General features: G+C 68.3%; 26 protein-coding genes and 1 pseudogene. 5 read left to right on the top strand and 22 right to left on the bottom strand.

The window, feature by feature from the left end; all coding sequences use genetic code 11:
- Positions 1-35: 35 nt before the first annotated feature.
- The 14 genes and pseudogenes from msbA to I4U41_RS09240 form a co-directional block, all read right to left on the bottom strand.
- A complete protein-coding gene (gene msbA, locus I4U41_RS09175) occupies positions 36-1,784 on the bottom strand; it encodes a lipid A export permease/ATP-binding protein MsbA (protein ID WP_320415163.1) in 1,749 nt (582 codons plus the stop codon).
- Entirely contained in the window at positions 1,781-2,224 is a 444-nt protein-coding gene (locus I4U41_RS09180; RefSeq protein ID WP_206860838.1) for an ExbD/TolR family protein, read from the bottom strand. Before I4U41_RS09180 ends, msbA begins: the two co-directional genes overlap by 4 nt.
- Before the next feature lie 13 nt (positions 2,225-2,237).
- Entirely contained in the window at positions 2,238-2,873 is a 636-nt protein-coding gene (locus I4U41_RS09185) for a MotA/TolQ/ExbB proton channel family protein (protein ID WP_206860839.1), read from the bottom strand.
- Positions 2,767-5,248 (bottom strand): annotated as a pseudogene (locus tag I4U41_RS09190) (DNA internalization-related competence protein ComEC/Rec2); the annotation flags it as partial. The pseudogene I4U41_RS09190 and the gene I4U41_RS09185, both read right to left, overlap by 107 nt.
- 21 nt (positions 5,249-5,269) lie before the next feature.
- Complete coding sequence (lolD, locus tag I4U41_RS09195) at positions 5,270-5,992, bottom strand: lipoprotein-releasing ABC transporter ATP-binding protein LolD (RefSeq protein WP_206860841.1); 723 nt, start codon at positions 5,990-5,992, stop codon at positions 5,270-5,272.
- Positions 5,985-7,229 (bottom strand): lipoprotein-releasing ABC transporter permease subunit, encoded by a 1,245-nt coding sequence (locus I4U41_RS09200; protein ID WP_206860842.1) that lies wholly within the window; start codon positions 7,227-7,229, stop codon positions 5,985-5,987. The genes lolD and I4U41_RS09200 overlap by 8 nt, the downstream gene beginning before the upstream one ends.
- A gap of 6 nt (positions 7,230-7,235) precedes the next feature.
- Complete coding sequence (locus I4U41_RS09205; RefSeq protein WP_242525111.1) at positions 7,236-7,610, bottom strand: hypothetical protein; 375 nt, start codon at positions 7,608-7,610, stop codon at positions 7,236-7,238.
- A 25-nt stretch (positions 7,611-7,635) separates the two neighbouring features.
- On the bottom strand, positions 7,636-7,890 hold the full coding sequence (locus I4U41_RS09210) for an FAD assembly factor SdhE (protein WP_206860844.1): 255 nt from the start codon (positions 7,888-7,890) through the stop codon (positions 7,636-7,638).
- Complete coding sequence (locus I4U41_RS09215; RefSeq protein WP_206860845.1) at positions 7,887-8,309, bottom strand: MAPEG family protein; 423 nt, start codon at positions 8,307-8,309, stop codon at positions 7,887-7,889. Before I4U41_RS09215 ends, I4U41_RS09210 begins: the two co-directional genes overlap by 4 nt.
- A gap of 78 nt (positions 8,310-8,387) precedes the next feature.
- Entirely contained in the window at positions 8,388-9,170 is a 783-nt protein-coding gene (locus I4U41_RS09220; RefSeq protein WP_206860846.1) for a succinate dehydrogenase iron-sulfur subunit, read from the bottom strand.
- Between the two features lie 15 nt (positions 9,171-9,185).
- Positions 9,186-10,976, bottom strand: a complete 1,791-nt coding sequence (gene sdhA / locus I4U41_RS09225; RefSeq protein ID WP_157030483.1) for a succinate dehydrogenase flavoprotein subunit — start codon at positions 10,974-10,976, stop codon at positions 9,186-9,188.
- A 4-nt stretch (positions 10,977-10,980) separates the two neighbouring features.
- Complete coding sequence (gene sdhD, locus I4U41_RS09230) at positions 10,981-11,379, bottom strand: succinate dehydrogenase, hydrophobic membrane anchor protein (protein WP_206860847.1); 399 nt, start codon at positions 11,377-11,379, stop codon at positions 10,981-10,983.
- On the bottom strand, positions 11,376-11,783 hold the full coding sequence (gene sdhC / locus I4U41_RS09235) for a succinate dehydrogenase, cytochrome b556 subunit (protein WP_115841666.1): 408 nt from the start codon (positions 11,781-11,783) through the stop codon (positions 11,376-11,378). Before sdhC ends, sdhD begins: the two co-directional genes overlap by 4 nt.
- An 88-nt stretch (positions 11,784-11,871) precedes the next feature.
- Complete coding sequence (locus I4U41_RS09240) at positions 11,872-12,063, bottom strand: DUF1674 domain-containing protein (protein ID WP_320415164.1); 192 nt, start codon at positions 12,061-12,063, stop codon at positions 11,872-11,874.
- Between I4U41_RS09240 and ygfZ the strand changes: the two genes are divergently transcribed.
- A complete protein-coding gene (gene ygfZ / locus I4U41_RS09245; protein ID WP_425492529.1) occupies positions 12,058-12,927 on the top strand; it encodes a CAF17-like 4Fe-4S cluster assembly/insertion protein YgfZ in 870 nt (289 codons plus the stop codon). The genes I4U41_RS09240 and ygfZ overlap by 6 nt on opposite strands.
- Before the next feature lie 103 nt (positions 12,928-13,030).
- Here the strand turns inward: ygfZ and asnB are convergent, their stop codons facing one another.
- The 6 genes from asnB to I4U41_RS09275 form a co-directional block, all read right to left on the bottom strand.
- The gene (asnB, locus tag I4U41_RS09250) at positions 13,031-14,974 is read right to left on the bottom strand and encodes an asparagine synthase (glutamine-hydrolyzing) (RefSeq protein ID WP_206860849.1); all 1,944 of its coding nucleotides are present in this window, start codon (positions 14,972-14,974) and stop codon (positions 13,031-13,033) included.
- Positions 14,975-14,977: 3 nt separating this feature from the next.
- Positions 14,978-17,245, bottom strand: a complete 2,268-nt coding sequence (locus I4U41_RS09255) for a thiamine pyrophosphate-dependent enzyme (protein ID WP_206860850.1) — start codon at positions 17,243-17,245, stop codon at positions 14,978-14,980.
- 57 nt (positions 17,246-17,302) lie between these two features.
- Positions 17,303-17,944 (bottom strand): glutathione S-transferase family protein, encoded by a 642-nt coding sequence (locus tag I4U41_RS09260; protein ID WP_206860851.1) that lies wholly within the window; start codon positions 17,942-17,944, stop codon positions 17,303-17,305.
- On the bottom strand, positions 17,941-18,498 hold the full coding sequence (locus I4U41_RS09265; RefSeq protein ID WP_206860852.1) for a GNAT family N-acetyltransferase: 558 nt from the start codon (positions 18,496-18,498) through the stop codon (positions 17,941-17,943). Before I4U41_RS09265 ends, I4U41_RS09260 begins: the two co-directional genes overlap by 4 nt.
- 13 nt (positions 18,499-18,511) lie before the next feature.
- Positions 18,512-19,675, bottom strand: coding sequence for an acyl-CoA dehydrogenase family protein (locus tag I4U41_RS09270; protein WP_206860853.1), 1,164 nt, complete (start codon positions 19,673-19,675; stop codon positions 18,512-18,514).
- 153 nt (positions 19,676-19,828) lie between these two features.
- Positions 19,829-20,635 carry a glycine zipper 2TM domain-containing protein gene (locus tag I4U41_RS09275; protein WP_305062066.1) on the bottom strand — a complete coding sequence of 269 codons (807 nt, stop codon included), beginning with the start codon at positions 20,633-20,635 and terminating at the stop codon, positions 19,829-19,831.
- Positions 20,636-20,798: 163 nt separating this feature from the next.
- On the opposite strand from I4U41_RS09275, the gene I4U41_RS09280 reads away from it, so the two are divergent.
- Positions 20,799-21,011 (top strand): DUF6116 family protein, encoded by a 213-nt coding sequence (locus I4U41_RS09280; protein ID WP_206860854.1) that lies wholly within the window; start codon positions 20,799-20,801, stop codon positions 21,009-21,011.
- A gap of 6 nt (positions 21,012-21,017) precedes the next feature.
- A complete protein-coding gene (locus tag I4U41_RS09285; protein ID WP_206860855.1) occupies positions 21,018-21,785 on the top strand; it encodes a TatD family hydrolase in 768 nt (255 codons plus the stop codon).
- Here I4U41_RS09285 and I4U41_RS09290 read toward each other — a convergent pair.
- Positions 21,782-22,630, bottom strand: coding sequence for a tRNA threonylcarbamoyladenosine dehydratase (locus I4U41_RS09290; protein WP_206860856.1), 849 nt, complete (start codon positions 22,628-22,630; stop codon positions 21,782-21,784). The genes I4U41_RS09285 and I4U41_RS09290 overlap by 4 nt on opposite strands.
- Before the next feature lie 79 nt (positions 22,631-22,709).
- Between I4U41_RS09290 and I4U41_RS09295 the strand changes: the two genes are divergently transcribed.
- On the top strand, positions 22,710-23,144 hold the full coding sequence (locus I4U41_RS09295; protein WP_206860857.1) for a cytochrome c: 435 nt from the start codon (positions 22,710-22,712) through the stop codon (positions 23,142-23,144).
- Positions 23,145-23,290: 146 nt separating this feature from the next.
- Entirely contained in the window at positions 23,291-23,773 is a 483-nt protein-coding gene (locus tag I4U41_RS09300; protein ID WP_206860858.1) for a glycine zipper 2TM domain-containing protein, read from the top strand.
- Between the two features lie 145 nt (positions 23,774-23,918).
- Here I4U41_RS09300 and I4U41_RS09305 read toward each other — a convergent pair whose 3' ends face one another.
- Entirely contained in the window at positions 23,919-24,128 is a 210-nt protein-coding gene (locus I4U41_RS09305; RefSeq protein WP_206860859.1) for a cold-shock protein, read from the bottom strand.
- Positions 24,129-24,298 lie beyond the last annotated feature (170 nt).

Raw genomic sequence — 24,298 nt, forward strand, 5'->3', positions numbered from 1 at the left:
ATTCGTCACCGCGCCGGTCTTCATCGAACCCGTGTTCATTCGGCTTCCCGGAACTGCATGCGATGCAGGTGCGCGTAGAGCCCGCCCATCGCGAGCAGCTGCGCGTGCGTCCCGCGTTCGACGATGCGGCCCTGGTCCAGCACCAGCACCTGGTCGGCATGTTCGATCGTCGACAACCGATGCGCGATCACCAGCGTGGTGCGGTTGGGCATCAGCGTCTCGAGCGCGCCCTGCACGAGGCGCTCGGATTCGGTGTCGAGCGCCGCGGTGGCTTCGTCGAGGATCAGGATCGGCGCGTCCTTCAGCATCGCGCGCGCGATCGCCAGGCGCTGCCGCTGACCGCCCGACAGCCGGCCGCCCTTGGCGCCGATGTCGGTCTGCAAACCTTCGGGAAGGCGTTCGACGAACTCCATCGCATTGGCGCCGCGCACCGCGCGTTCGAGCGTCGCGGCATCGGCCGTCTGCATCTCGCCGTACGCGACGTTCGCCGCGATGGTGCCGTCGAACAGCATCACCTGCTGTCCGACGAGTGCGACCTGGCGGCGCAGGTCGGCGAGCCGATAATCCTGCAGCGGATGGCCGTCGAGCAGGATCTCCCCGCTCTCGACGTCGTAGAAGCGCGGAATCAGCTTGATCAGCGTCGACTTGCCGCTGCCGGAACGGCCGACGATCGCGGTGACCGTGCCGGGGCGCGCCTCGAACGTGATGTCAGACAACGCGGGCTCGGCCTGGCCGGGATAGCGCGCGGTGACGTGGCGGAATTCGAGCAGGCCCTGTGCGCGTTCGAGCGGGAGCGTTCCGGTGTCGATCTCGTCCGGCGTGTCGATCACGTCGAACAGGCGCTCGGCCGACGCGACGCCACGCTGCAGCATGCCCTGCACGTTGGTGAGCTGTTTCAGCGCGGGAATCACGGCGAGCATCGCGACCATGAGGCTCACGAATTCACCGGCGGTCAGGCGGCCCTGCATGGCTTCGCGCCCGGCAAAGAACAGCAGCATCGCCAGCCCGATGGCGCCCATCAGCTGCACCATCGCCGAGGAGATGCTGCGCGTGGATTCGACCTTCAGGCTCAGGCGCAGGTGGTGGTTTGCCTGGCCGCTGTAACGCGACAGCTCGGTGGCCTGCGCGCCATAGATCTTTACTTCCTGGTGATTCGACAGCGCCTGGTCGGCCGATTGCAGCAGTTGCGCACCGCTCTCCTGGATGCGATGGCCGATGCGGCGGTAACGGCGACCGACCTTGTCCATCGTCCACGCCAGCAACGGACCGAGCAGGAGTACCGCGAGCGTCACGCGCCAGCTCGTGTAGAGCATGACGCCCAGCATCACCAGCACCTGCAGCGATTGCTGCAGCATCACCTTGGCCGCGTCGATCGCGGCCTGAGCGACCTGGTCGCTGTCCGAGCCCAGGCGCGTGAGCATCGAGGACACCGGCTCGGTGTCGAAGCGCAGGCCCGGCAGGCGCAGGTACTTGCCAAGGACCTGCACGCGCAGGTCACGCGCGATGCTGCGACCGGCGCGCGCCATGAACGTATCGGTGAGGTAGCCCGCCACGCCGCGTGCGATGAAGATGCCGACGATCGCCAGGGGCAGCAGGAGGTTGACGCTCGGATTGCGGGTGACGAACGTCTCGTCGACGATCGGGTTCATCAGCTTGGTGAACGCGCCCGCGGCCGCCGCCTCAATCAGCATGCCGAACAGCGCGATCACGAGCACGCCGCGGTACGGCGTGACGAAATGCAGCAGCCGGCGATACGTCTTCCATGGCGACACGTCGTCGCTCACCTCGAAGCCTCCGCGGCGGCTTCGCGCGTCTGCGGCGCGGTTGCGTTCATCACCTTTCGGAAGCCGAGCTGGCCGAGTGCGTCGTACACGGTGACGACGGCCTGGTACGGCGTGCGCGCGTCGGCGCGCAGCATGACAGGGCGATCGCGGTCGCTGCCGGCGACCTCCGCGATCGTGCTCTTGAGCGATTCGACATCGCTGCGCAGCACTTCGCGATCGTCGACGAAATAGCGGCCGTCGGCGTTCACCAGCACGATCAACGCCTTGGACGTGTCGTTGGCGGCTTCGCCGGTCGCGCGCGGCAGTTCGAGCTTGAGCACCGATCGCGCGTCGAACGTGGCGGTGACGACGAAGAAGATGATAAGCACCAGGATCACGTCGATGAGCGGCACCAGATCGATGTGCGGCTCGTCGTCGGCGCGGTGGTCGCGGATACGCATTGTACGGCGTGCCTCAGGCGGCCTGCGGCGCGCGCACGGCGGTGGCCGGGCGCGTATCGAGCGTGTCCATCAGCGCGATGGCTTCGTGCTCCATCGCGACGATGTATTCGGAGATCCGGCCGCGGAACCAGCGATGCGCGGCCAGCGCCGGGATCGCGACGATCATGCCGGTCGCGGTGCACACCAGCGCCTTGCCGATGCCGCCGGCCAACTGGTTCACGTCGCCGATGCCGTGGTCGAGGATGCCCAGGAACATCTGGATCATGCCAACCACCGTGCCGAACAGACCCAACAGCGGGCCGGCGGCGGCGATGGTGCCCAGCGTGTTCAGGTAGCGCTCCATCTTGTGGACGAGATGGCGGCCGACGTCCTCGATGCGCTCGCGGATCTGGTCGCGCGGGCGCAGGCGCACGTCGAGCGCGGCGGCCAGCAGTTCGCCCAGAGGCGAGGTGCGGCGCAGGGATTCGATATGGGCCGGGTCCAGCTTGCCGCTGCCCGCCCAGGTGCGGACTTCCTTGCCAAGGTTCGCCGGCAGGACCGCGCTGCGGCGCAGCGTCCAGGCGCGCTCGACGATCAGCGTCAGGGCCAGTACCGACAGCAACAACAGCGGAATCATCGGCCAACCGCCGGCCTTGACCAGTTCCAGCACGCGAACTACCCCTCCGGCCCTCGGCCGTCTCGATCTTCCCGATAGGATAGCCCAGCCGAACGCGAGTCCCCGCGCCGCGCGGCATCCCACAGGCGCGGATGTGCCTGCCGTCGCGCTTCCACCTCGACGCCACGTTCCTGCAGCCGGACGCGCACGGCGCCCTCGCCCGCGGTGTCGTGCACGACGGCCCCGGCGTGGCGCCAACGCTCGACCACGAACGGCCGCGGATGGCCGAACCGGTTGCCGTGCCCGGCCGACACCAGCGCCTGCGAGGCGCCGGTCGCGGCGACGAAGGCGGGATCGGACGAGCCACCGCTGCCGTGATGGGCGACGACCACGACGTCGGCCCGGACGTCGGCGGGCGACTCGCGCGCGAGCCGTCGTTCGATGACCTCGCCGATGTCGCCGGCGATCAGGGCCGAACGCGCGCCGGCCTCGATCCGCAGCACGCAGCTGGACTCGTTGCCCAGATCCGGGAAATCGGCCGGCGGATGCAGGAAGCGGAAGCGGACGGCGTCCCAGGTCCAGCCCTCGCCGGCCAGGCACGGGCGCCCCCCCTGGATGCGCACGCCTTCGGGAGCGAACAGCGCCTGGGCCGGAAACAGCGTCGAAACGGCCGGCCAACCGCCGGCGTGGTCGTTGTCGCCATGGCTCACGACGGCCGCATCCAGCCGCGACACCCCGAGCGCATGCAGCACGGGAACGACCGCCCGCTCGCCGGCATCGAAGCCGTCCGGCACCGCCGGCCCCATGTCCACCAGCAGCGCATGGCGCGCCGTGCGCACCAGGACCGACTGGCCCTGCCCGACGTCGATCATCACGAGTTCGGCCTCGCCGGTGGCGGGCAGGCGACGGTCCGGCCACAACAGGGGCAGCCACAGCAGCGCGGCCAGCGCTTTCCCCGGCGTGCCACGCGGCAGCAGCAACCAGAACGCGCCGAGCAGCGCGAGCGGCAAGGCGAACCAGCGCGGCTCGGGGAGCCACCACACCGACAGCGGGCTCGCGGCGAGCCATTCGAACAGCGGCCAGCTGAGATCGAAACACCACGCCGCGAGCTGCCAGGCCCATTCGCCCGCGCCGGCGTGCAGCGTCTCCATTCCCAGCCCGAACAGCGCGAGCGGCACGACCGCGAGACTCCACCACGGCACCGCCACGAGGTTCGCCAGCGGGCCGGCGAGCGAAGCCTGCCCGAACAGGATCGCGGCCACCGGGAGCAGGCCGACCGACGCGACGCCCTGCGCCGACAGGAAATCGCGCACGGCATGTCCGGCGCTGTCGGGCAGGCACCACAGCAGCCACGCCACGCCGGCGAAACTCAGCCAGAAACCCGCCGACAGTGCGGCCAGCGGATCGATGAGCAACATCGCGAACGCGGCGAGCGCGAGGCACTCGCCGCCCGACATGCGCCGTCGCAATCCGCGCAGACCGGCGACGATGGCGATCATCAGCGCGGTCCGCACCGTCGGCAGCGCGAAGCCGGCGACGGCGGTGTACAGGCCGGCGCCGATGACGCTGCCCGCCGCTGCGGCGATCGGCGCCGGCACACGCCGGGCCAACGTCGGCCACAGCCACCAGACGGCCCGCACAAGCAGCGCGAAGAAGCCCGCGACGAGGCCGACGTGGAAGCCGGAAATCGCGATCAGGTGCGTCAACCCATTCGCGCGCAGTACCGTCCAGTCCGGGTCGTCCAGGCCACGCACATCTCCAAGTGCGAGCGCGCGGATGAAGCGCGCCGATGGACGATCCACGCCGTGCGCGATCCGTTCGGACATGCCATCGCGCCACGCATCGATCCCGTGTGCCGGCGCGAGCAGCTTCGCGGTTCCGGGCGAACGCACGTAGCCCATGGCGGCGATCCGCTGCGCCATCGCGTACTTCTCCGCGTCGGCGCCACCGGGATTGCGCAGGCCACGCGGCGCACGCAGGCGCACGTCGAAACGCCAGTGCTGGCCGGCGCGCAGCGTGCTGCGTCGGGCGGGATCGTCCTCGTACCACGCCAGGCGCAGATCGCGTCCACGCAGGCGTGCGTCGTTCACGTCATCGTCGACGCGGAACAGGAAGCGCGTGCGCCGCGGCTCGTGTTCGGGCAGGTCAAGGATGCGTCCTGTGACCACCGCGTCATGGCGCGTGGGCTCGGACGGAAGTTGCAGCGAGAGCGCGTGTGCGGCGTGCAACCCGGCGAGCGCCACGCCCGCCAGCCACCAGCCGGACAGCAACGCGCGCGACGAAGGCGTCCTGATCGAACGCCACAAGCACCCTGCGGCCAGCACCAGCAGGAACGCCGACACCCACCACGGCAACAGCCAGGGCGACCACAGGCAGGTGCATACGCCGGCGAGCAGGCCGAGCGCGGCGGCGATTCCGAAAGGCGGCATCCCTGCCGCTGCCGCCACGGACTAGACCTCGTCCGGTGCAAGTTGGCGCAGCTTGCCTTCGTGCAGTTCGAGCACGCGATCGAGGCGGCGCGCGAGGCGGCGATCGTGCGTCACCAGCACCAGCGCCGTGTGCTGTTCGCGATTGAGCGCGAGCATCAGTTCGAACACGGTTTCGGCGGTCTTCTCGTCGAGGTTACCGGTGGGCTCGTCGCCGAGCACGCACGCGGGGCGGTTGACCAGCGCACGCGCCACCGCGGCGCGCTGGCGCTCGCCACCCGACAATTCACCCGGCTTGTGATCGAGACGATGGCCGAGGCCGACCGACTCCAGCAGCGCCTTCGCCCGGCGGTTCGCGTCGGGAACGTGCGCGCCGGACAGCAGCACGGGGAGCATCACGTTCTCGAGCGCGGTGAATTCCGGCAACAGGTGGTGGAACTGGTAGACAAAACCGAGCGAGCGATTGCGCAACGCGCCGCGGTCCGCGTCGGAGAGCGAACTCATCCTCTGCCCGGCAACGAACACCTCGCCTGCCGTCGGCGTGTCCAGTCCGCCGAGCAGGTGCAGCAGCGTGCTCTTGCCGGCGCCGGACGCGCCGAGGATCGCGACGGTCTCGCCCGACTGCACGGCCAGGTCCAGCCCCGCGAACACCGGCGTGCGCAGCTTGCCCTCGGCGTAGGTCATCGCGAGGCCTTCGGCGCGGATCGCCTCGCCCTGGTGCTTGGTCGACTGCATGGTGTCACTCATAGCGCAGCGCCTCCGCCGGCGCCGTGCGCGCGGCGCGCCAGGCGGGATAGATGGTGGCGAAGAACGCCATGACGAGCGCGACGGCGGCGATGATCGCCACGTCGCTGGCCTGCAGGTCGGTGGGCAGGCCGGTGATGTAGTAGACGTCCTCGGGCAGCAACTGCACGCCTAGCACGGCCTCGATCGCCTTGAGGATATGTTCGAGGTTGAGCGTGAGCACGATGCCGCCGATCACGCCGAGGACGGTGCCGATCACGCCGATCAGGGTGCCCTGCACGACGAACACCTGCATGACGCCGCCCGGCGTGAGGCCGAGCGTGCGCAGGATCGCGATGTCGGCCTGCTTGTCGGTGACCAGCATCACCTGCGAGGAGACCAGGTTGAACGCGCCCATCGCGATGATCAGCGACAGCAGGATCGCCATGATGGTCTTTTCCATCTTGAGCGCGCGGAACATGTTGGCGTTCTCGCTGGTCCAGTCGCTGACACGGTACGGTCCACCGAGCGATACGGCCAGGTCGCGCGCCACGTCCCACGCCAGGTCCATGTCGTGCAGGCGCAGGCGCACGCCGGTGACGCCCTCGCCCATGCGCAGCAGGCGCTGCATGTCGTGCATGTTGGTGACGGCCAGGCCCTTGTCGAAGTCGTTGTAGCCGGCCTCGAAGATGCCGCTGACGGTGAAGCGCTTGAGCTGCGGCACCGCCCCCAGGGGCGTGCTGCGGAAGTCGGTCGTGGTCATCACCACGCTGTCGCCGATGCCGACGCCGAGCCACAGCGCCAACTCCTTGCCGAGCACGATGTTGAAGCTGCCCGGCGCGAGCGAATCGAGCCTGCCCTGCACCATCTTGTCGGCGAGCACCGAGACCTTGCCCTCCTGGTCCGGCAGTACGCCGCGAACCAGCGCCGGCTGGTTGCGCGCGCCGGAGAGCAGCGCCTCCTTCTCGATGTAGGGTGCCGCACCGGCCACGCGCTTGTCGGCGACGGCCTGCCTGACCGCGGTCTGCCAGTCGGTCAGGGGTTCGCCGTAGGCGCTGACGGTCGCGTGCGCGGCCATCTGCAGCATGCGGTCGCGGATCTCGCGCTGGAAGCCGCTCATCACCGCCAGCGTGGTGATGAGGGCCGTCACCCCGAGCGCGATGCCCGCGATGGAGGCCAGCGAAATGAAGGAGATGAAGCCATTACGCCGTTTGGCGCGCAGGTAGCGCAGACCGATGGCGACGGGGATGGGTTTGAACATAGCGGGCTAGGATGCCATCGAAGGCCGGGACTGCGCAGCCGGTTGGACCGGAACGGCCAGCCGCAGTTCACGGCGATCGCGCGGCGCCAGCGTATCGGTCCACCAGGCGAGCCGGCGGGACCGCCCGTCGGCGCCACGGAAATGCAGGAAGGCCCAAGGGCCGCGCCAGTGCAGGCGCAGATCGGAGATGTCGATGCCGTCCAGCGCGGCGCGCCCGTCCGGGGCGATCGTCAGGAGATGCGACGGTCGACGCGCCTCGCGCCGCCCCAGACGGACGCCCTGCCCCGCTGCGGTCAGCGCGAGCGGAACGGCGAACGTCACCGGCATTCCGCTCGACAGCACGCTCAGGGCGGCCAGCACGCCAATGGCGCACAGCGCCAAGGCGAGCCATCGCGAAGGCCGCCATTCAAGCCGGCAGGCTGCGGATGCGTTCGACGAGCTGGGCGAGTTCGGCATCGGCGGGGGTGTCGTGTCCCATGAACCAGTGCCAGAGCTTATCGTCCTCGATTTCCAGCAAACGTAGGAAAACCACCCGTTCCGACTCCGGAGCTTGCCGCCATGCACGGTCAAGATATCGCTCGAAAAGACGGTCGAGTTCCCGCATGCCGCGTCGGCTGCGCCAGCGCAGGCGGCTGAGCTCGCGTTCCAGGTCCTGCGTCATGCGCGCCACCATCCCAGCGCGATCGCGCCCCACAGCAGCCACAGCGCCACGCCGCCGGCGACGTAGGCGTAGAAGCGGTGCATGACCTTGTTGTAGGTGCAGTGGATCGCGCTGTGGACCACGCGCAGCAGCACGAACAGCCAGGCCAGCCCGATCGTCGCGACGTTCACCTGCTGCGTCAGGGCCGCCACGACGAGCCCGACGTAGAACAGCACCGGCAGTTCGAACAGGTTGCGGAAGTTGTCGGCCGCGCAGCTGTCGGTCAGCCTTGCTGCGGCCTGCGCCGAGGTCGCGACGGCCTGCGGGTGGATGCGCTCGCGCTTCATCTGCCCGATACGCGTGACGTACATGCGGCACCACACCGCGAAGGTCAGCGCGACCATCGCCGCCGCGGGCATGAAGATCAGTTTTGCATCCATCCATTCACCCCCATCGCTCCTGGAAAAAAGGCGCACTTGCGTGCGCCTTCTTCCGTATCGACTCCACCGCGGCCGCGATCAGGCGCGGCGCGCCAGCATCAGCTTCTTGATCTCGCCGATCGCCTGCGCCGGGTTCAGTCCCTTCGGGCAGGTGCGGGCGCAGTTCATGATGGTGTGGCAGCGGTACAGCTTGAACGGGTCTTCCAGGTCGTCCAAACGTTCGCCGGTGTCTTCGTCGCGCGAGTCGACGATCCAGCGGTAGGCCTGCAGCAGGATCGCCGGACCGAGGTAGCGGTCGCCGTTCCACCAGTAGCTCGGGCAGCTGGTCGAGCAGCACGCGCACAGGATGCACTCGTACAGGCCGTCGAGCTTCTTGCGGTCTTCCGGCGACTGCAGGCGCTCACGATCCGACGGCGACGGGCTCTGCGTGCGCAGCCACGGGCGGATCGACGCGTACTGCGCATAGAAGTGCGTCAGGTCCGGCACGAGGTCCTTCACCACCGGCATGTGCGGCAGCGGGTAGATCGGCACTTCGCCCGCGCTGCAGTCCTCGATGGCCTTGGTGCAGGCCAGCGTGTTGGTGCCGTCGATGTTCATGGCGCACGAACCGCAGATGCCTTCGCGGCAGGAGCGGCGGAACGTCAGCGTCGGATCGATCTCGTTCTTGATCTTGATCAGCGCGTCCAGAACCATCGGACCGCACGTCGCCATGTCCACCTCGTAGGTGTCCACGCGCGGGTTCATGCCGTCGTCGGGATTCCAGCGGTAGACCTTGAAGGTGCGCGCCTGTTTGGCGCCCTGCGCCGGCCAGTGGCGGCCCTTCTGGATCTGCGAGTTCTTCGGGAGGGTAAATTCGGCCACGGTTGCTCGCTCCGGTCAGTACACGCGCTTCTTCGGCGGCACCACGGACACGTCGTCGCTCAACGTGTACATGTGCACCGGGCGGTAGTCGATGCTGGTTTCGCCACGCTCGTTGACCGAGCACAGCGTGTGCTTCTGCCAGTTGGCGTCGTCGCGGTCCGGGAAGTCCTCGCGGGCGTGCGCGCCGCGCGACTCGGTGCGGTTTTCCGCGGAAACGATCGTCACCAGCGCCTGGTCGAGCAGGTTCGACAGCTCGTAGGTCTCGATCAGGTCCGAGTTCCAGATCAGCGAGCGGTCGCTCACCTTCACGTCCGCGAAGGACGCATGGATCTCGCGCATCTTCGTCACACCGTCGCGCAGCGTGTCGCCGGTGCGGAACACCGCCGCGTCGGCCTGCATCGTGCGCTGCATCTTGTCGCGGATGACCGCCGTCGGCGTACCGCCGTTGGCGTTGCGCAGCTTGTCCAAACGGGCGAGCGCCTGGTCGCAGGCATCGGAAGCGAGCGTCGCCTGCTTGCCGTCGCGCTTGACCGTTTCCGCCGCACGGTTGGCGACGGCGCGGCCGAACACGACCAGGTCGAGCAGCGAGTTCGAACCCAGGCGGTTGGCGCCGTGGACCGAAACGCACGCCGCTTCGCCGATGGCGTACAGGCCCGGGACGACTTCGTCCGGGTTGCCGTTCTTCAACTGCACGACTTCGCCGTGGTAGTTGGTCGGGATGCCGCCCATGTTGTAGTGCACGGTCGGGATCACCGGGATCGGCTGCTTCTCGACGTCCACGTTGGCGAAGATGCGGGCCGACTCGGCGATGCCCGGCAGCTTCTCGTGGATCACTTCCGGCCCCAGGTGCGTCAGGTCGAGCAGGATGTGGTCCTTGTGGTCGCCGACGCCGCGGCCTTCGCGGATCTCCATCGTCATCGCTCGGCTGACCATGTCGCGCGGGGCGAGGTCCTTCACGCTCGGCGCGTAGCGCTCCATGAAGCGCTCGCCGTTGCTGTTGCGCAGGATGCCGCCTTCGCCGCGCACGCCTTCGGTGATCAGGCAGCCCGCGCCGTAGATGCCGGTCGGGTGGAACTGCACGAATTCCATGTCCTGCATCGACAGGCCGGCGCGCAGCACCATGCCGCCGCCGTCGCCGGTGCAGGTATGGGCCGAGGTCGCGGAGAAGTACGCGCGACCGTAGCCGCCGGTGGCCAGCACCGTGCCCTGCGCCTTGAACAGGTGCAGCGTGCCTTCGGCCATGTCGAGCGCGAGCACGCCGCGGCAGGCGCCGTTGGCGTCCATGATCAGGTCGAGCGCGAAGTACTCGATGAAGAACTGCGCGTCGTGCGCGAGCGACTGCTGGTACAGCGTGTGCAGGATCGCGTGGCCGGTGCGGTCGGCCGCGGCGCAGGTGCGCTGCGCCGGCGGACCTTCGCCGTAACGCGTGGTCATGCCGCCGAACGGACGCTGGTAGATCTTGCCGTCGTCGGTGCGCGAGAACGGAACGCCGTAGTGCTCCAGTTCGATGATGGCCGGGATGGCCTCGCGGCACATGTACTCGATGGCGTCCTGGTCGCCCAGCCAGTCCGAACCCTTCACGGTGTCGAAGAAGTGATAGCGCCAGTCGTCCTCGCCCATGTTCGCCAGAGCGGCAGCAACGCCACCCTGCGCGGCGACGGTGTGCGAGCGCGTCGGGAAGACCTTGGTGATGCAGGCCGTCTTCAGGCCCTTCTGGGCCAGGCCGAAGGTGGCGCGCAGGCCGGCGCCGCCGGCGCCGACCACCACCATGTCGAAGGTGTGTTCGTGGATCTTGTAAGCGGGCACGGCGTCAGGCTCCCAGCGCGATGCGGACGATGGCGAGCACGCTGGCGATGCCGGCGAGTGCGCACACGAAGATGTTCAGAAGGTGCAGCGCGGTCGCGGAGAACGGCGTGTGCACGTAGTCCTCGATGATCACCTGCACGCCGAGCTTGGCGTGCCAGAAGGTGGCGATGCTGAAGGCGGTCAGCAGGATCGCGTGGCACGGATGGGCCACGGTGGCGCGCACGGTCGCGTAGTCGTCGCCGATCATCGAGATGATCAGGCCGACCGCGTAGATCGCCAGGAAGATCAGCGCGATCGCGGTGACGCGCTGGACGATGAAGTGGCCCGTGCCGTCCTTCGCCGAGCCGAGGCCGCGGGCGTTCTTCAGCGGATTGCGCAGGTGGGGCTTGTGCGGCTTGATCATGCGGCACCCCGCTGCATCATCGCGACGATCCAGATCAGCACCGTCAGCACCAGGCTGCCGAAGATCGAGAACCAGCTGTTGCGCACGAAGGATTCGATCCTGTAGGCGTAGCCGGCGTCCTGCACCAGGTGGCGGATACCGTTGAGCAGGTGGTAGGCCAGCGACCAGCTCCAGCCGAACAGGATCAGGAACCCAATCGCCGAGCGGTTGAAGGCGGTGAAGGTCGACCAGGACTCCGGACCGGACGCCAGCGCGAGCAGGCCCCAGGTGACGATGAGGCTGCCCACGACGAGGACGATGCCGGTCGCGCGGTGGAGGATCGAGGTCACCATCTGCACCTGCCAGCGGTAAACCTGCAGGTGGGGTGAGAGGGGGCGTTCGCGGACGCGGGGTTCGTTCGCCATGAGCGTGGCGGTCTCTCGGCTGGGCGGCGGTGCCGCGTGGCGGGAAGGCGTTTGCAGCGGTGTCAGTGATGAAGGCCGGGCGGTCGCGTCAGAAGTCGATGCAGCGGCCGTTCTTTTCCCAGTCGCCGTAGCGGGTCGGTTCCGGCCCTTCGCGCCCGCCGTGTTCCTTTGCCTGCGTGTCGTCCTTGGACGGCTCCGGTTCCGGAGGCGGCGGCAGTGTTCCGGGAGGGGTTTGGCCTATCATCACAGCGCCAAATGTTAAGTCCCGCCCCCCATGCATGACAACCCGCAGCCCACGGCGGACACGGTTTTCGCCCTGCCCGGCTACCGCCTGATCACGCTCGAAGGTCGCGATGCGGCCGCCTTCGCGCAGGCGCAGTTCATGAACGACGTGGCGCTGCTGGAGCCCGGCCAGTGGCAGTGGAGCGGCTGGTTGACCCCCAAAGGTCGCGTGATCGCGCTGTTCGCTTTGCTCAAGCGGTCGGATGAGGCCGTCTGGCTGGTGCTGCCCGACGCGGATGCGGCGGCACTCGCAGCCGCGCTGCAGCGGTTCGTGTTCCGCAGCAAGGTACGGATCCAGGTGCGCGAAGACCTTTATGCCAGTGGGCGGTTCGGCGCGCCGGTGGCGGCCTCGGGCGCGAACTTCACCGGCGACGAGGACGCGGGCTTCGAGCTCGATGTCGGCTCGATCAATGCTCCGCGCACCTTGAGCCTTTCGCGTGCGACGGTGTCGCACGACGAGGCCGCCGCCGCGACGTGGCACGCGTACGACCTCGAACACGGCCTGCCGCGGTTGCCAGCGTCCCAGGTCGAACATTGGACGCCGCAGCAGTTGTCGCTCGATCGCCTGCGTGCTTTCAGCGTGAAGAAGGGCTGCTATCCGGGCCAGGAGATCGTCGCGCGCACGCATTTTCTCGGGCAGGCGAAGCGCGGGCTCGTGTTGTTGGCGGCCGATGCGGCGCTGGAGCCGGGCCAGGACGTGACGGCGGGTTCCGTCGCGATGGGCAAAGTCGTGGCCTCGGCGGTCGACGGCGCGCGTCATCTCGCGCTGGCGGTGATGCCACTGGAACGCGACGCGGTTGCGCTTGGAGTCAACGGCGCGCCGGTCACCGAGCGGGCGTTACGCGAGGGATTGGCGCGCTAGCGCGCGTTGGTGGCTCGGGTAAGCGAAGCGGACCCGCGGTGTGCGGCGATCGGAACGGTGATGCCGGGTGCGGCCTTCGGCCTTACCCGGGCTACAAGGGCGATCAGGCTGCGCGGATGGCGCGGCGCTGCGCCTGCCAATGCTCATGCCATGCCTGGAACATCAGCACGTTCCAAAGGTGCGTATGCCATTTGCGCTCGCCTTCGAGGAACTGCTGCCACAGCGCGTGCACGGCATCGGCATCGAAATGCCCTTCGGCACGCAGGCGCGCCGGATCGAGCAGCGTCGCCGCCCATTGGCGCAGATCGCCCTTGAGCCAATCGCTCACCGGCGCGCCGAAACCGCGCTTGCCGCGATCGACCATCGAGTCGGGCAGATACCGCCGCAGCACGCGCTTGAGCAGGTGCTTGTTGCCAGAGGCGTGCCGCTTGAAGTCCAGCGGCAGCGACCACGCGAACTCCGCCACGCGCCAGTCCAGCAGCGGCGCCCTCGCCTCCAGGCTCACCGCCATGCTGGTGCGATCGACCTTGCACAGCAGGTCTTCGGGCAGGTACACGCTGAAGTCGGCGAGCATCATCGCGTCGGCCGGCGTGCCTTTGCCGCGCAACGGATCGGGCTCGTCGTAGAAGATCTCCGGCAGCCTCGCGCCGGGCACGACCGCCTCCGGATCGCGCCATCGCATCACGCGCTGCCGGTACACGTCGCCGATGCCACGCGCGCCCATTTCCGCGGCCAGCGCTGCAAAACCGCCGGTGCGCGAGGCTTCGCCGTGGGTCTTCGCGCTGCGCGCCAGCGCGTGCCGAAGGAAACCGGGCACCCGGCTGTGCCAGCGCCAGTTGCGCAGCGCCCGCTCGTAACGCTTGTAGCCGAAGAACAGCTCGTCGCCGCCATCGCCCGAGAGCGCGACCGTCACCGCCGTCCGCGCCAGGCGCGCGACCAGCGCGGTGGGCACCTGCGAGGCATCGGCGAACGGTTCATCGAACATCGCCGGCAGCGTCGGCACGACGCCGAGCGCATCAGCGCCGCTGACGTACAGCTCGGTGTGCTGCGTGTGCAGGTGCTCGGCGACTTCGCGCGCCAGGTGGGCTTCGTCGTGGTGCGAGCGCTCGAATCCGATGGTGAAGCTGCGCACCGGATGCCGGCTCTGCGCCTGCATGAGTGCGGTGACGACGGAGGAATCCGTACCCCCCGACAGGAACACACCGACCGGCACGTCCGCGACCATGCGCAGCGCCACGGCGTCGCGCAGCACTTCGTCGAGGCGGTTCTCCGCTTCCAACGCGTCGCCGGCGAACGGCTGCGCCAGCGCGGCGAGCATGCGGTTGCGCGGATCCCAGTAACGGCGTTGATCGCGGGAGGGATCGTGTTCGCGCGGCCCACGCGCGACCTCCGCCGCATCGATGCGCAGCAGCGAGCCGGGCAGCAGCTTGAACGTATCGACGTGGATCGCATGCGGCGCCGGGATGTAATCCAGCCGCAGCAGCAGCGCCAGCGCATCCGGATCGACGCCGTTGTCGAACTCCGGATGCCGCCACAGCGCCTTCAATTCCGAGCCGAACACGAACGTGTCGCCGGCCCAGCCGTAATAGAGCGGCTTCTTGCCCACGCGGTCGCGTGCGAGCCACAGGCAGCGTTGTTCGCGATCCCACAGGGCGATCGCGAACATGCCGTTGCAACGCGACACGGCCTCCTCCACGCCCCACTCCATCACCGCGGCCAGCAGCACTTCGGTATCGGAATGGCCGCGGAACACGTGTCCGCGTGCGACCAGCACTTCGCGCAGCTCGGCGAAGTTGTAGATCTCGCCGTTGTAGACGGCGACGAAGCGGTGGTTCTCCGACGCCATCGGCTGGTGGCCGAGCGGCGACAGGTCGAGGATGCTCAGGCGGCGATGCGCGAGCGCGATGCCCGCGGTGTCGTCGACCCACACGCCACGGTCGTCGGGCCCGCGATGCTCGAGCGCATCGCCCATCGCGCCGGCGAGCGCGTCCAGACGCGCGGCATCGAGATCCGCGGTCGGGCGCAGCAGGCCGGCGAGTCCGCACATGGGTCAGGCCAGCCGGTCCGCGGCGGCGACGATGTCGTCGTCCGACGGAATCACCAGGAACGCCGCGCCCGCGAGCGGTGTGTACGTATCCACGCCGACCACGCGCTGGAACGGGCGCGCACCGTACCCGCCTTCGGCGATCGCGGTGAGCACGCCCTCGCCGACGCCGGCGCTGTGGCGGCCTTCGTCGACGATCAGGATGCGCTTGGCGGTCTTCGCCTGTTCGCGGATGTACGTCTCGTTGAGCGGCACCAGCCAGCGCAGATCGACGACGCGCGCCTTCCAGCCGTGCTTGGCCTCGATCGCCCGCGCCGCACGCAGGCTCATCGGCACGCCGTTGCCGTAGGTGAAGATCACAAGATCGTTGTTGCCTTCGCCGTACACGCGGCCTTCGCCGAGCGGCATCGCTTCGTCGGGCTTCGGATACGACGTCAGCCACTGGCCGTCGCCAGGCTCGTACAGATCCTTGGTCATGTACAGCGCGATGGGCTCGAGGAACACGCTGACGCGCCCGTCCACCTTCGCCAGCGCGGTGAGCGTGCGCAGCATCGTCGCCGCGTCGTCGCCGCGCGAGGGGCAGCCGACGACGAGGCCGGGGATGTCGCGCAACGCGGTGATCGAGTTGTCGTTGTGGAAATGCCCGCCGAAACCGCGCTGGTAACCCAGGCCCGCGATGCGCACGACCATCGGGTTCGCATACTGGTTGTTGCTGAAGAACTGCAGCGACGCCGCTTCGCCGCGGATCTGGTCGCAGGCGTTGTGGAAGTACGCGAGGTACTGGATTTCCGGGATCGGCAGCATGCCGACGTTGGCGAAGCCCTGCGCCATGCCCAGGATCATCGTCTCGTCGAGCAGCGTGTTGAACACGCGGCGCGGGCCGAAGGCCTTCTGCAGGCCCTTGGTCACCGTGTAGACGCCGCCCTTCTGCGCGACGTCCTCGCCGAACAGCAGCGTGTCCGGGTACTTCGCAAAGATGTCGTGCAGCGCGTTGTTGATCTGGATCGCGAGATGGCGCGGCGGCTGGTTCTCCGGCAGTTTCGCTTCGCTGCCGAACACTTCGAGGCGGCGCTCCGCGTAATCGGCTCGCTGCGCTTCGGCCCGCACTCTCGCCGGCGTGTACGGCGCGAGCGGCGCGATCACGTCCTCGAGCTTGTCGAGCTTCGGGCGACGATCGGCTTCCTCGGCCGCCGCGAAGCATTTCCTGCGCGTGGCTTCGTACAGCGCCAGCACCTCGTCCTTCGACATCAGGCCCGATTCCAGCACGATCGCCGCCGAACGCAGCAGCGGATCGGTCGCTTCCACCGCGCACAGTTCCTCGATCGAACGCCACTCGATTTCGAAATCCGTGCCCGCGTGGCCCATGATGCGCGTGGTGCGCAGGTGCAGGAACGTCGGGCGGCGCGTCGTGCGGCAGTGTTCGACGGCGCGCTGCACGTCGGCATAACCGTTCGCGAGATCGAGACCGTCGGCGGCGAAATAATCGAGCCCGTCCATGTTGCGGAAGCGGTTGGCGATCCAGCCGCCCGGCGTCTTCACCGAGATGCCGATGCCGTTGTCCTCGCACACGAACAGCACGGGCGCGGGCAGCTTCTGGTAGGCGGTCCATGCGGCGGCGTTGAACGCGGTCTGCGCGGTGGCGTGGTTCGCGGAGGCGTCGCCGAAGGAGCAGATCGCGATGCTGTCGGCGGGAATCGGCAACGCGTGGTTGAGTCGCTTGCCCGCTTCGATCGCCACCGCCGTGCCCAGCGCCTTCGGCAGGTGCGAAGCGATCGTCGACGTCTGCGGCAACACCCACAACGGCTTGCTGCCCCACACCTTGTGGCGGCCGCCGGAGGCGGGATCTTCCGCGCTCGCGGCGAAGCTCAGCGCCGAATCCATCACCGGATCCATGCCCGGCAGCTTGCGGAAGCGCTCGGCCATGAAGCCGCCTGAGCGGTAATGCAGGAACGCCGGATCGGTATGGCGCGTCAGGCGCGCAACCATCGCGTTGCCTTCATGTCCGCTGGAACCGATCGTGTAGAAGACCTTGTTCTGCACGCGCAGCACGCGCGCCATCAGGTCGAGGTGGCGGCTGATCAGCTGCGATTCGAAGAGTTCGCGGAAACCCTGCGCATCGAGTTCGCTGCCCGGCAGGATCGGCGCGCCGGCGGCGGGACGTGCGTGGACGTCGCCGCTCCAGGCCTTCACGAACTCGCTGAAGTTGACGTCGCAGATCTCGGCCCGGTTGAGGCCTTTCATGCGCGCGGGGATGGGATTGGGGATCAGGGACATGGTCGGTTCCGGAGGGCCCGCGCCGAGAATGCGCGGGCGAAATGCGTGTGCGTGCGATCAGTCCGGCAGCGCCAGGCGCGAGAGGACTTCCACCGGCGGCGTCGGCATGGCGACGAAACGCGGCGTCTGGCGCACGCGTTCGATCCACGCCTGCACGCCGGGATATGCGGACAGGTCGAAGCCGCCTTCATCGGCGACGGCGGTGTAGGCGAACAGCGCGATGTCGGCGATGCCATAGGCCTCGCCGCTGAACCATTCGTTCGACTTCAGATGCTGTTCCATCACGGCGAGCGCCTGGTTGCCGCGTTCGCGCAGTTGCGGCAGTGCCGCGCGACGCGGGGACTCCAGCTGCGTCCAGCCGCGAATGAAACGCGCCACCGCGATGTACGGCTCATGGCTGTACTGCTCGAAGAACAGCCAGCTCAGCACCTGCGCGCGCGCGAACGCGTCGCCGGCCCAGAACGGCGTGCCTTCGGCGAGCCAGCACAGGATCGCGTTCGACTCGGTCAGGATGCGACCGTCGTCGGTTTCGATCATCGGCACCTTGCCGTTCGGGTTCTTCGCGAGGTAGCCGGGCGTGCGCGTTTCGCCGACGGTGCTGTCGACCTCGACCCATTTGAACTCGCGTTCGAGCTGGGTGAGCAGCAGGCGCAGCTTGTGGCAGTTGCCGGAACTGGAATAGCCGTAGACGGTGATCATCGCTTCATCCCCTCGCGTTCGCGTCGTGCGAACCACTGTTCGCGCGACTGGCCCCAGACTTCGATGTCCTTCGTGTCGTACGGCGCCGGCAGGCGGCCCATGCGCAGGAGCGTCGAACCGAGCTTGGCGGCGACGACTTTCGAGTTGGTGTTTTCGGGGGCGATGGTGTGGATCACCTCGTCCCAGCCGAGCGTGTCGAAGGCCCAGTCGATGGTGGCGATCGCCGCTTCCGGACCGTACCCGCGGCCCCAGCGATCGCGCACGATGCTCCAGCCGACTTCCGTGCCCGGCCAGCCTTCCGGCTGCCACGGGCCGACGCGGCCGATCCACTGCCCGCTCGCCTTCTCGATCACCGAGAACATCGCGAAGCCCTTCAGGTGCCACACGCCGATCATCGCCGCGAAGCTGCGCCACGCGGCCGGGCGCGGTTCGGTGCCGCCGATGTGGCGGCAGGTTTCCTCGTCGGCCTTGAAGGCGGCCCATGCCTCGAAATCCTCCGCCTGCGGCGGGCGGAGGATCAGGCGTTGCGTTTCCAGTGTCGGACCCAGCTGCATCGCCGGCTCCGGATCAGAACGCGTTGATGCCGGTGAGCTCGCGGCCGATCACCAGCTGGTGCACGGTTTCCGTGCCTTCGTAGGTGATGACCGATTCGAGGTTCAGCGCATGGCGGATCGCGGCGTGCTCGGTGGTGATGCCCGCGCCGCCGAGCAGGTCGCGGCATTCGCGCGCGATGTCGATGGCCATGCGGCAGTTGTTCCACTTCGCCAGCGAAACCTGCGCCGGCTGCATCGTGCCCGCGTCCTTCAGGCGACCCAACTGCACGACCAGCAGTTGCGCCAGCGTGATGCGACGCGCCATCTCGGCCATCTTGATCTGCGCGCTCTGCGTCGCCGCGACCGGGCGGTCGAACAGGATGCGTTCCTTCGTATAGTTCAGCGCCTCGTCCAGGCACGCGATGGCCGCGCCGATCGGGCCCCAGGTGATGCCGTAACGCGCCTGCGTCAGGCAGCCCAGCGGACCCTTGAGGCCCTTCACGTTCGGCAGGCGGTTGCTGTCCGGCACGCGCACGTTGTCGAAGAACAGCGAGCTGGTGACCGACGCGCGCAGGCTCATCTTGTGCTTGATTTCCTGCGCGGCGGAACCGGGCATGCCCTTCTCGACGATGAAGCCCTGGATGCCCTCATCGGTCTGCGCCCAGACGATGGCGATGTCGGCCAGGTTGCCGTTGGTGATCCACATCTTGGAGCCGTTGAGGATCCAGTCGCCGCCGTCGCGGCGCGCGTTGGTCTTCATGTTGGCCGGGTCGGAACCGCCGTGCGGCTCGGTCAGGCCGAAGCAGCCGATGACCTTGCCGGCGGCCATGTCGGGCAGCCAGCGCTGGCGCTGCTCTTCGCTGCCGTAGGCGTAGATCGGGTACATGCACAGCGACGACTGCACGCTGACGAAGCTGCGGATGCCGCTGTCGCCGCGTTCCAGTTCCTGGCAGATCAGGCCGTAGCTGACCGCGTTGAGGCCGGCGCAGCCGTACTTCTCGGGCAGCGAGGAACCCAGCAGGCCGAGTTCGGCGATCTCGCCGACCAGTTCCTTCGGAAAGCGGCCCTGGTCGAAGGCGTCGCCGATGATCGGGATCACGCGCTCGTCGGTGAACCGGGCCACCGTGTCCTGTACGGCGCGCTCCTCTTCGGTGAGCAGCGAGCGAACGTCGTAAAGGTCGTACGGATGCAGGGCCATGGCGCACTCGACTTGGGAAAGACCGCCATTGTACGGGCGCCCCGCGATGCGGGTAAGGCCACGTAAACGCTTGCAGCGCCGGGGATTTTCCCGTCGGGCAAGAAAAAGGGGCCGGATCGCTCCGGCCCCTTCGGGTCTTGCATGCGGTGTGGGTCAGCCGCGCGTCGGGCCCGCGGCGGAGGCGGTCTGCGTGACCACCTGGCCATCGATGACCGGCAGGCGACCGCCGACCGGGCGCTCGTCCATGCGGATGGTCTGCTCGGCGCCGTTGTAGCGGTAGGTCACGTCGTAGCCGACGACCTTGTCCTCGTCGCCCAGCAGGATGCGGCTGCCCGGCTTGCTGTCGGTGCGCATCGTGCCGGTGGTGCCGTCCGGATTGCGGTAGGTCACGTTGTAGCCGACCACGCGCGAGGATTCGGACGTGGACGAAACGGTGTGGCACTGGCGCTCGGTGCGGCTGGTGACCTTGCCGCCGACGTGACGCTTGTCGATCTGGTTGCCGATGAAGCCACCGGCCACCGCGCCGCCGACGGTCGCGGCCTTCTTGCCGTTGCCGCCGCCGACCTGGTTGCCCAGCAGGCCGCCGATCACCGCGCCAGCCACGGTGCCGCCGACGTTGCCGTCGCGTTCCGGGGCGCGTTCCTGCACGACCACGTCCTCGCAGACTTCGCGCGGCGTGGAGGTGGTGCTGGTCTCGCGGATGGCGTCGGTGCCGATCACCGTCGCGTAGAGCTTTTCCTTCTCGGTGATCGACTGGACGTTGGTGACGTCGGCGTATTCGACCTGGTTGGAGCCGATGGCGCCGTCTGCGGCGACATCGCCTTCCTGGCCCGGCAGGAGCTGGCCATCGGCGGTCGCGGCCGGGGCGGCGTCCTTGTTGCCGAAACTGTTGAATGCGGCCACTGCGACACCGCCGACGAGCAGCGAAGCCAGGGCGACGGCGAGCATGTTCTTGTTCATCTCAGGCCTCTGCGGCGGGGCGTGCCCGCGTTGTTGGATGGCGCCATTCGACCACTGGAAAGCTGAACGGCCGCCGATTTTTTAACATCAAGCTGTCGAAATTGTGAACCGGTCCGGGCGGCCGTGTTAGCGTCATTGAGACCGCCGTCAAACTGTATCTGCCATGCCGTCCCCACTCACGCCGCCGCTGCTCGCCTTCCTGTCGAAGCTCAGCTTCCCCCGCCTGTTCCTGGTCACGGCGGCGCTGTTCCTGGTGGACCTGGTCGTGCCCGACCTCATCCCGCTCGCCGACGAGCTGCTGCTCGGCCTGGGCACCCTGCTGCTGGCGAGCTGGAAGAAGCGCAAGGAACCGCTGCCCCCGCCGGCGCAGCGCTGAGCGCGCATGCCGTTGCTGATCGACACCCACTGCCATCTCGATGTCGACGAGTTCGACCGCGATCGCCATGAAGTGATCGCGCGCGCGCACGAGGTTGGCGTGCGGCACCAGATCGTACCGGCCATCGATGCCGCCGGCTGGCCGAAGCTGCGCGAGGTCTGCGCACGGGACGACGGCCTGCATGCCGCCTACGGCCTGCATCCGCTGCTGCTCGACCGGCACGAGGATGCACACCTGGACGAACTGCGCGGCTGGCTCGAGCGCGAACGCCCCGTCGCGGTCGGCGAATGTGGACTCGATTACTTCGTCGAAGGGCTCGATCGCGAGCGCCAGCAACAGGTTTTCGAACGCCAGCTGGAACTCGCGCGCGGGTTCGACCTGCCGGTGATCGTGCACGCGCGCCGCGCGGTGGACGCGGTGATCGCCTCGATCCGTCGCGTGGGCGGGCTGCGCGGCGTGGTGCACAGCTTCTCCGGGAGCCAGGAGGAGGCGAAGCAGTTGTGGAAACTGGGCTTCCTGCTCGGCCTCGGCGGTCCGGTGACGTACGAGCGCGCCAACCGCCTACGCAAGCTGGCCGCGAGCATGCCGCTGGAATTCCTGCTGCTGGAGACCGATGCCCCGGACCAGCCCGATTCGCAGCACCGCGGCCAGCGCAACGAACCGGCGCGGATCACCCGGGTCGCGCAGACGATCGCCGAACTGCGCGGCATCGACGCGGAGGAAGTGGCGCGAACGACGACCGCCAACGCCATGCGGCTGTTCGCGATCTCCTAACCCTTCGATGCACCCTTGCGCTTGAGCAGCAGTTCCAGCGCGCGCCCCACCGCCGCGAACGCGAACGTGCCGGTGATGTGCGTGGCCGCGCCGAGCCCCGCGCCGCAATCGAGCTTCAACGCCGCATCGCCCGACACCTGCGGGCGGATGCCGCACACCGTGCCGTCGGGCTGCGGGTATTTGACGTTCTCCAGCGAGTAGATCGCCGAGATACCGAAGTAACGGTCGGCGTTCTTCGGAAAATTGAATTCGCCGCGCAGCTTCTTGCGCACCAGCGCGAGCATCGCGTCGTGCTCGGTACGCGAGAGATCGCGCACGCGCACCAGCGTCGGATCGGTGCGCCCGCCCGCCGAGCCGACCACGATCAGCGGCAGCTTGCGGCGCCGGCACCAGGCCGCCATCACCACTTTCGTGCGGAAGCTGTCGCAGGCGTCGATCACCAGATCGAAGCCGCGATCGAGCATTTCCTCCAGATTCGACGGCGTGACGAAACTGGCGATGGCCTCCACCGTGATCTGCGGGTTGATGGCGCGGCTGCGTTCGGCCATCGCCTCCACCTTCACGCGTCCGTATTGGCCGGCCAGCGCCGGCAACTGGCGATTGGTGTTGGAGACGCACAGGTCGTCCGCATCGATCAGCGTCAGGTGCCCCACGCCGGTGCGCGCCAGGGCCTCGGCCACCCACGAGCCCACGCCGCCCATGCCGATCACCGCGACGCGGCAGCCGGCCAGGTGCGCGACGGTGCCGCTGCCGTACAGGCGATCCACGCCGGCGAAGCGTTCGAGCCATGCGGGATCGAGCGCGTGTTCGGGAATGGTCTGCTCGAGGGCGGTGGACGTCGTCATGGCGACATTGTAAGCGCCGCACGCGCCGGGGCCGTTCGCCGCGCGTGGTATCGTGCCGCGATTTTCCAAGGAGCCAGGCATGAATACCCAGCCCAGCGGTACGCGCAGCCATGCATCGCGATATCTGTTCCTGTTCCTCGTCGGCCTGGTGGTCGGCGTGGTCGCCACGGTGATGGCGATGCGCGCCATCGATGCGCGCAGGGACCATTTCCATGGCAGCGTGATGCACGTGCAGCAGTGGCACCTTGGCCAGCTGAAGCAGAAGGTCGAGCAGAACCGCTGCGCCGCCACCGACGTGCTGCCGCACATCAAGGCGCTGCGCACGATGGCCGACGACCTGGAGCCGGCGTTCCCCGACCTTGCCGACGACCAGCGCTTCGCCCAGCACGCCAGCCGCATGCGGGCACGACTGGACGCCGCACTGGCGAGTCCGCCGCTCAACTGCGCGGGCGTCGCGACCACGACCGCCGACGTCGGCGAATCCTGCAAGGCGTGCCATCAGGATTTCCGCTGACGCTTTGCAGTGGCTGAACGATCCGGAAAGCCGCGGCGCGCGTGGTGTCGACATTGATCGGCAGTTCACCGCGCCGCGTCTAGCGTGACCGCCATGGCGACGGGGCTGTCACGCCCGGCCATCCCACCTCCAGAAAGGAGTCGCGCATGAATATCCAGAACGTCCGTCTGCTCGGCGTTGCCGCTGCCGCCACGATCGCCCTCGCCGGCTGCGCCACGTCGTCGCCGGGCTACAGCACTTCGCCGAGCTATGGCGGCGGTTACAGCTCCGCGCCCGCGCAGTGCTACGACTGCGGCACCGTGACGCGCATCGAACAGGTCACCACCGGCAGCAGCGCGCCCAACGCCACCGGCGCGGTGCTCGGCGGCATCGTCGGCGCGGTCGCCGGCCACGAGATCTCCCGCCACACCGGCGGCAGCAAGGGCAACCAGAACGTCGCCGCGGCAGCCGGTGCGGTCGGCGGCGCGCTCGCGGGCAACGCGATCCAGAAGAACACCACCGGCGCGTCGTACAACGTCTACGTGCGCATGAACGATGGGCGCACCACCGTGGTCACGCAGCGCGACCTGGGCAACATCCGCGAGGGTTCCTACGTGCGCGTGCACGACGGCAAGGCCTGGGCGCAGTAACCGCTGCCGCCGCATCGCGTCTTCGGACGGCGCGCTGCGGATTCACCGGCAAGGTCCGAAAAAGAAAAACCCGGCTTGCGCCGGGTTTTTCATGGCTGTCGCGTCGAGGCGCGACCGCGGCGCTCCACCATCGGAGCAGCTGCGATCAGAGCGGCTGGACGGCGTCGGCCTGCAGGCCCTTCTGGCCCTGCACGACGGTGAAGGAAACCTTCTGGCCTTCCTTCAGGCTCTTGAAGCCCTGGGTCTGGATCGCGCGGAAGTGCACGAACACATCCTCGCCATTCTCGCGGCTGATGAAGCCGAAGCCCTTGGCATCGTTGAACCACTTGACGGTACCGGTTTCACGACCTGACATTGGCACTTACTCCTTGGAACGTTGCGGGTTGAAAACGTGGCACGCCACGTGCTGGTTGCAAGGAGGAAGCGAGGTGCAACGATGTAGCGGATCGAAGATCAACCGCATCGGGCCACGATTCACGGTGACCATGGCAAACACAGCGTCCGCAACGTAACCCGGGTCTGGTG

The sequence above is a fragment of the Lysobacter changpingensis genome, assembly GCF_017308985.1.
In the GTDB taxonomy this organism is placed as follows: Bacteria; Pseudomonadota; Gammaproteobacteria; order Xanthomonadales; family Xanthomonadaceae; genus Lysobacter_J; species Lysobacter_J changpingensis.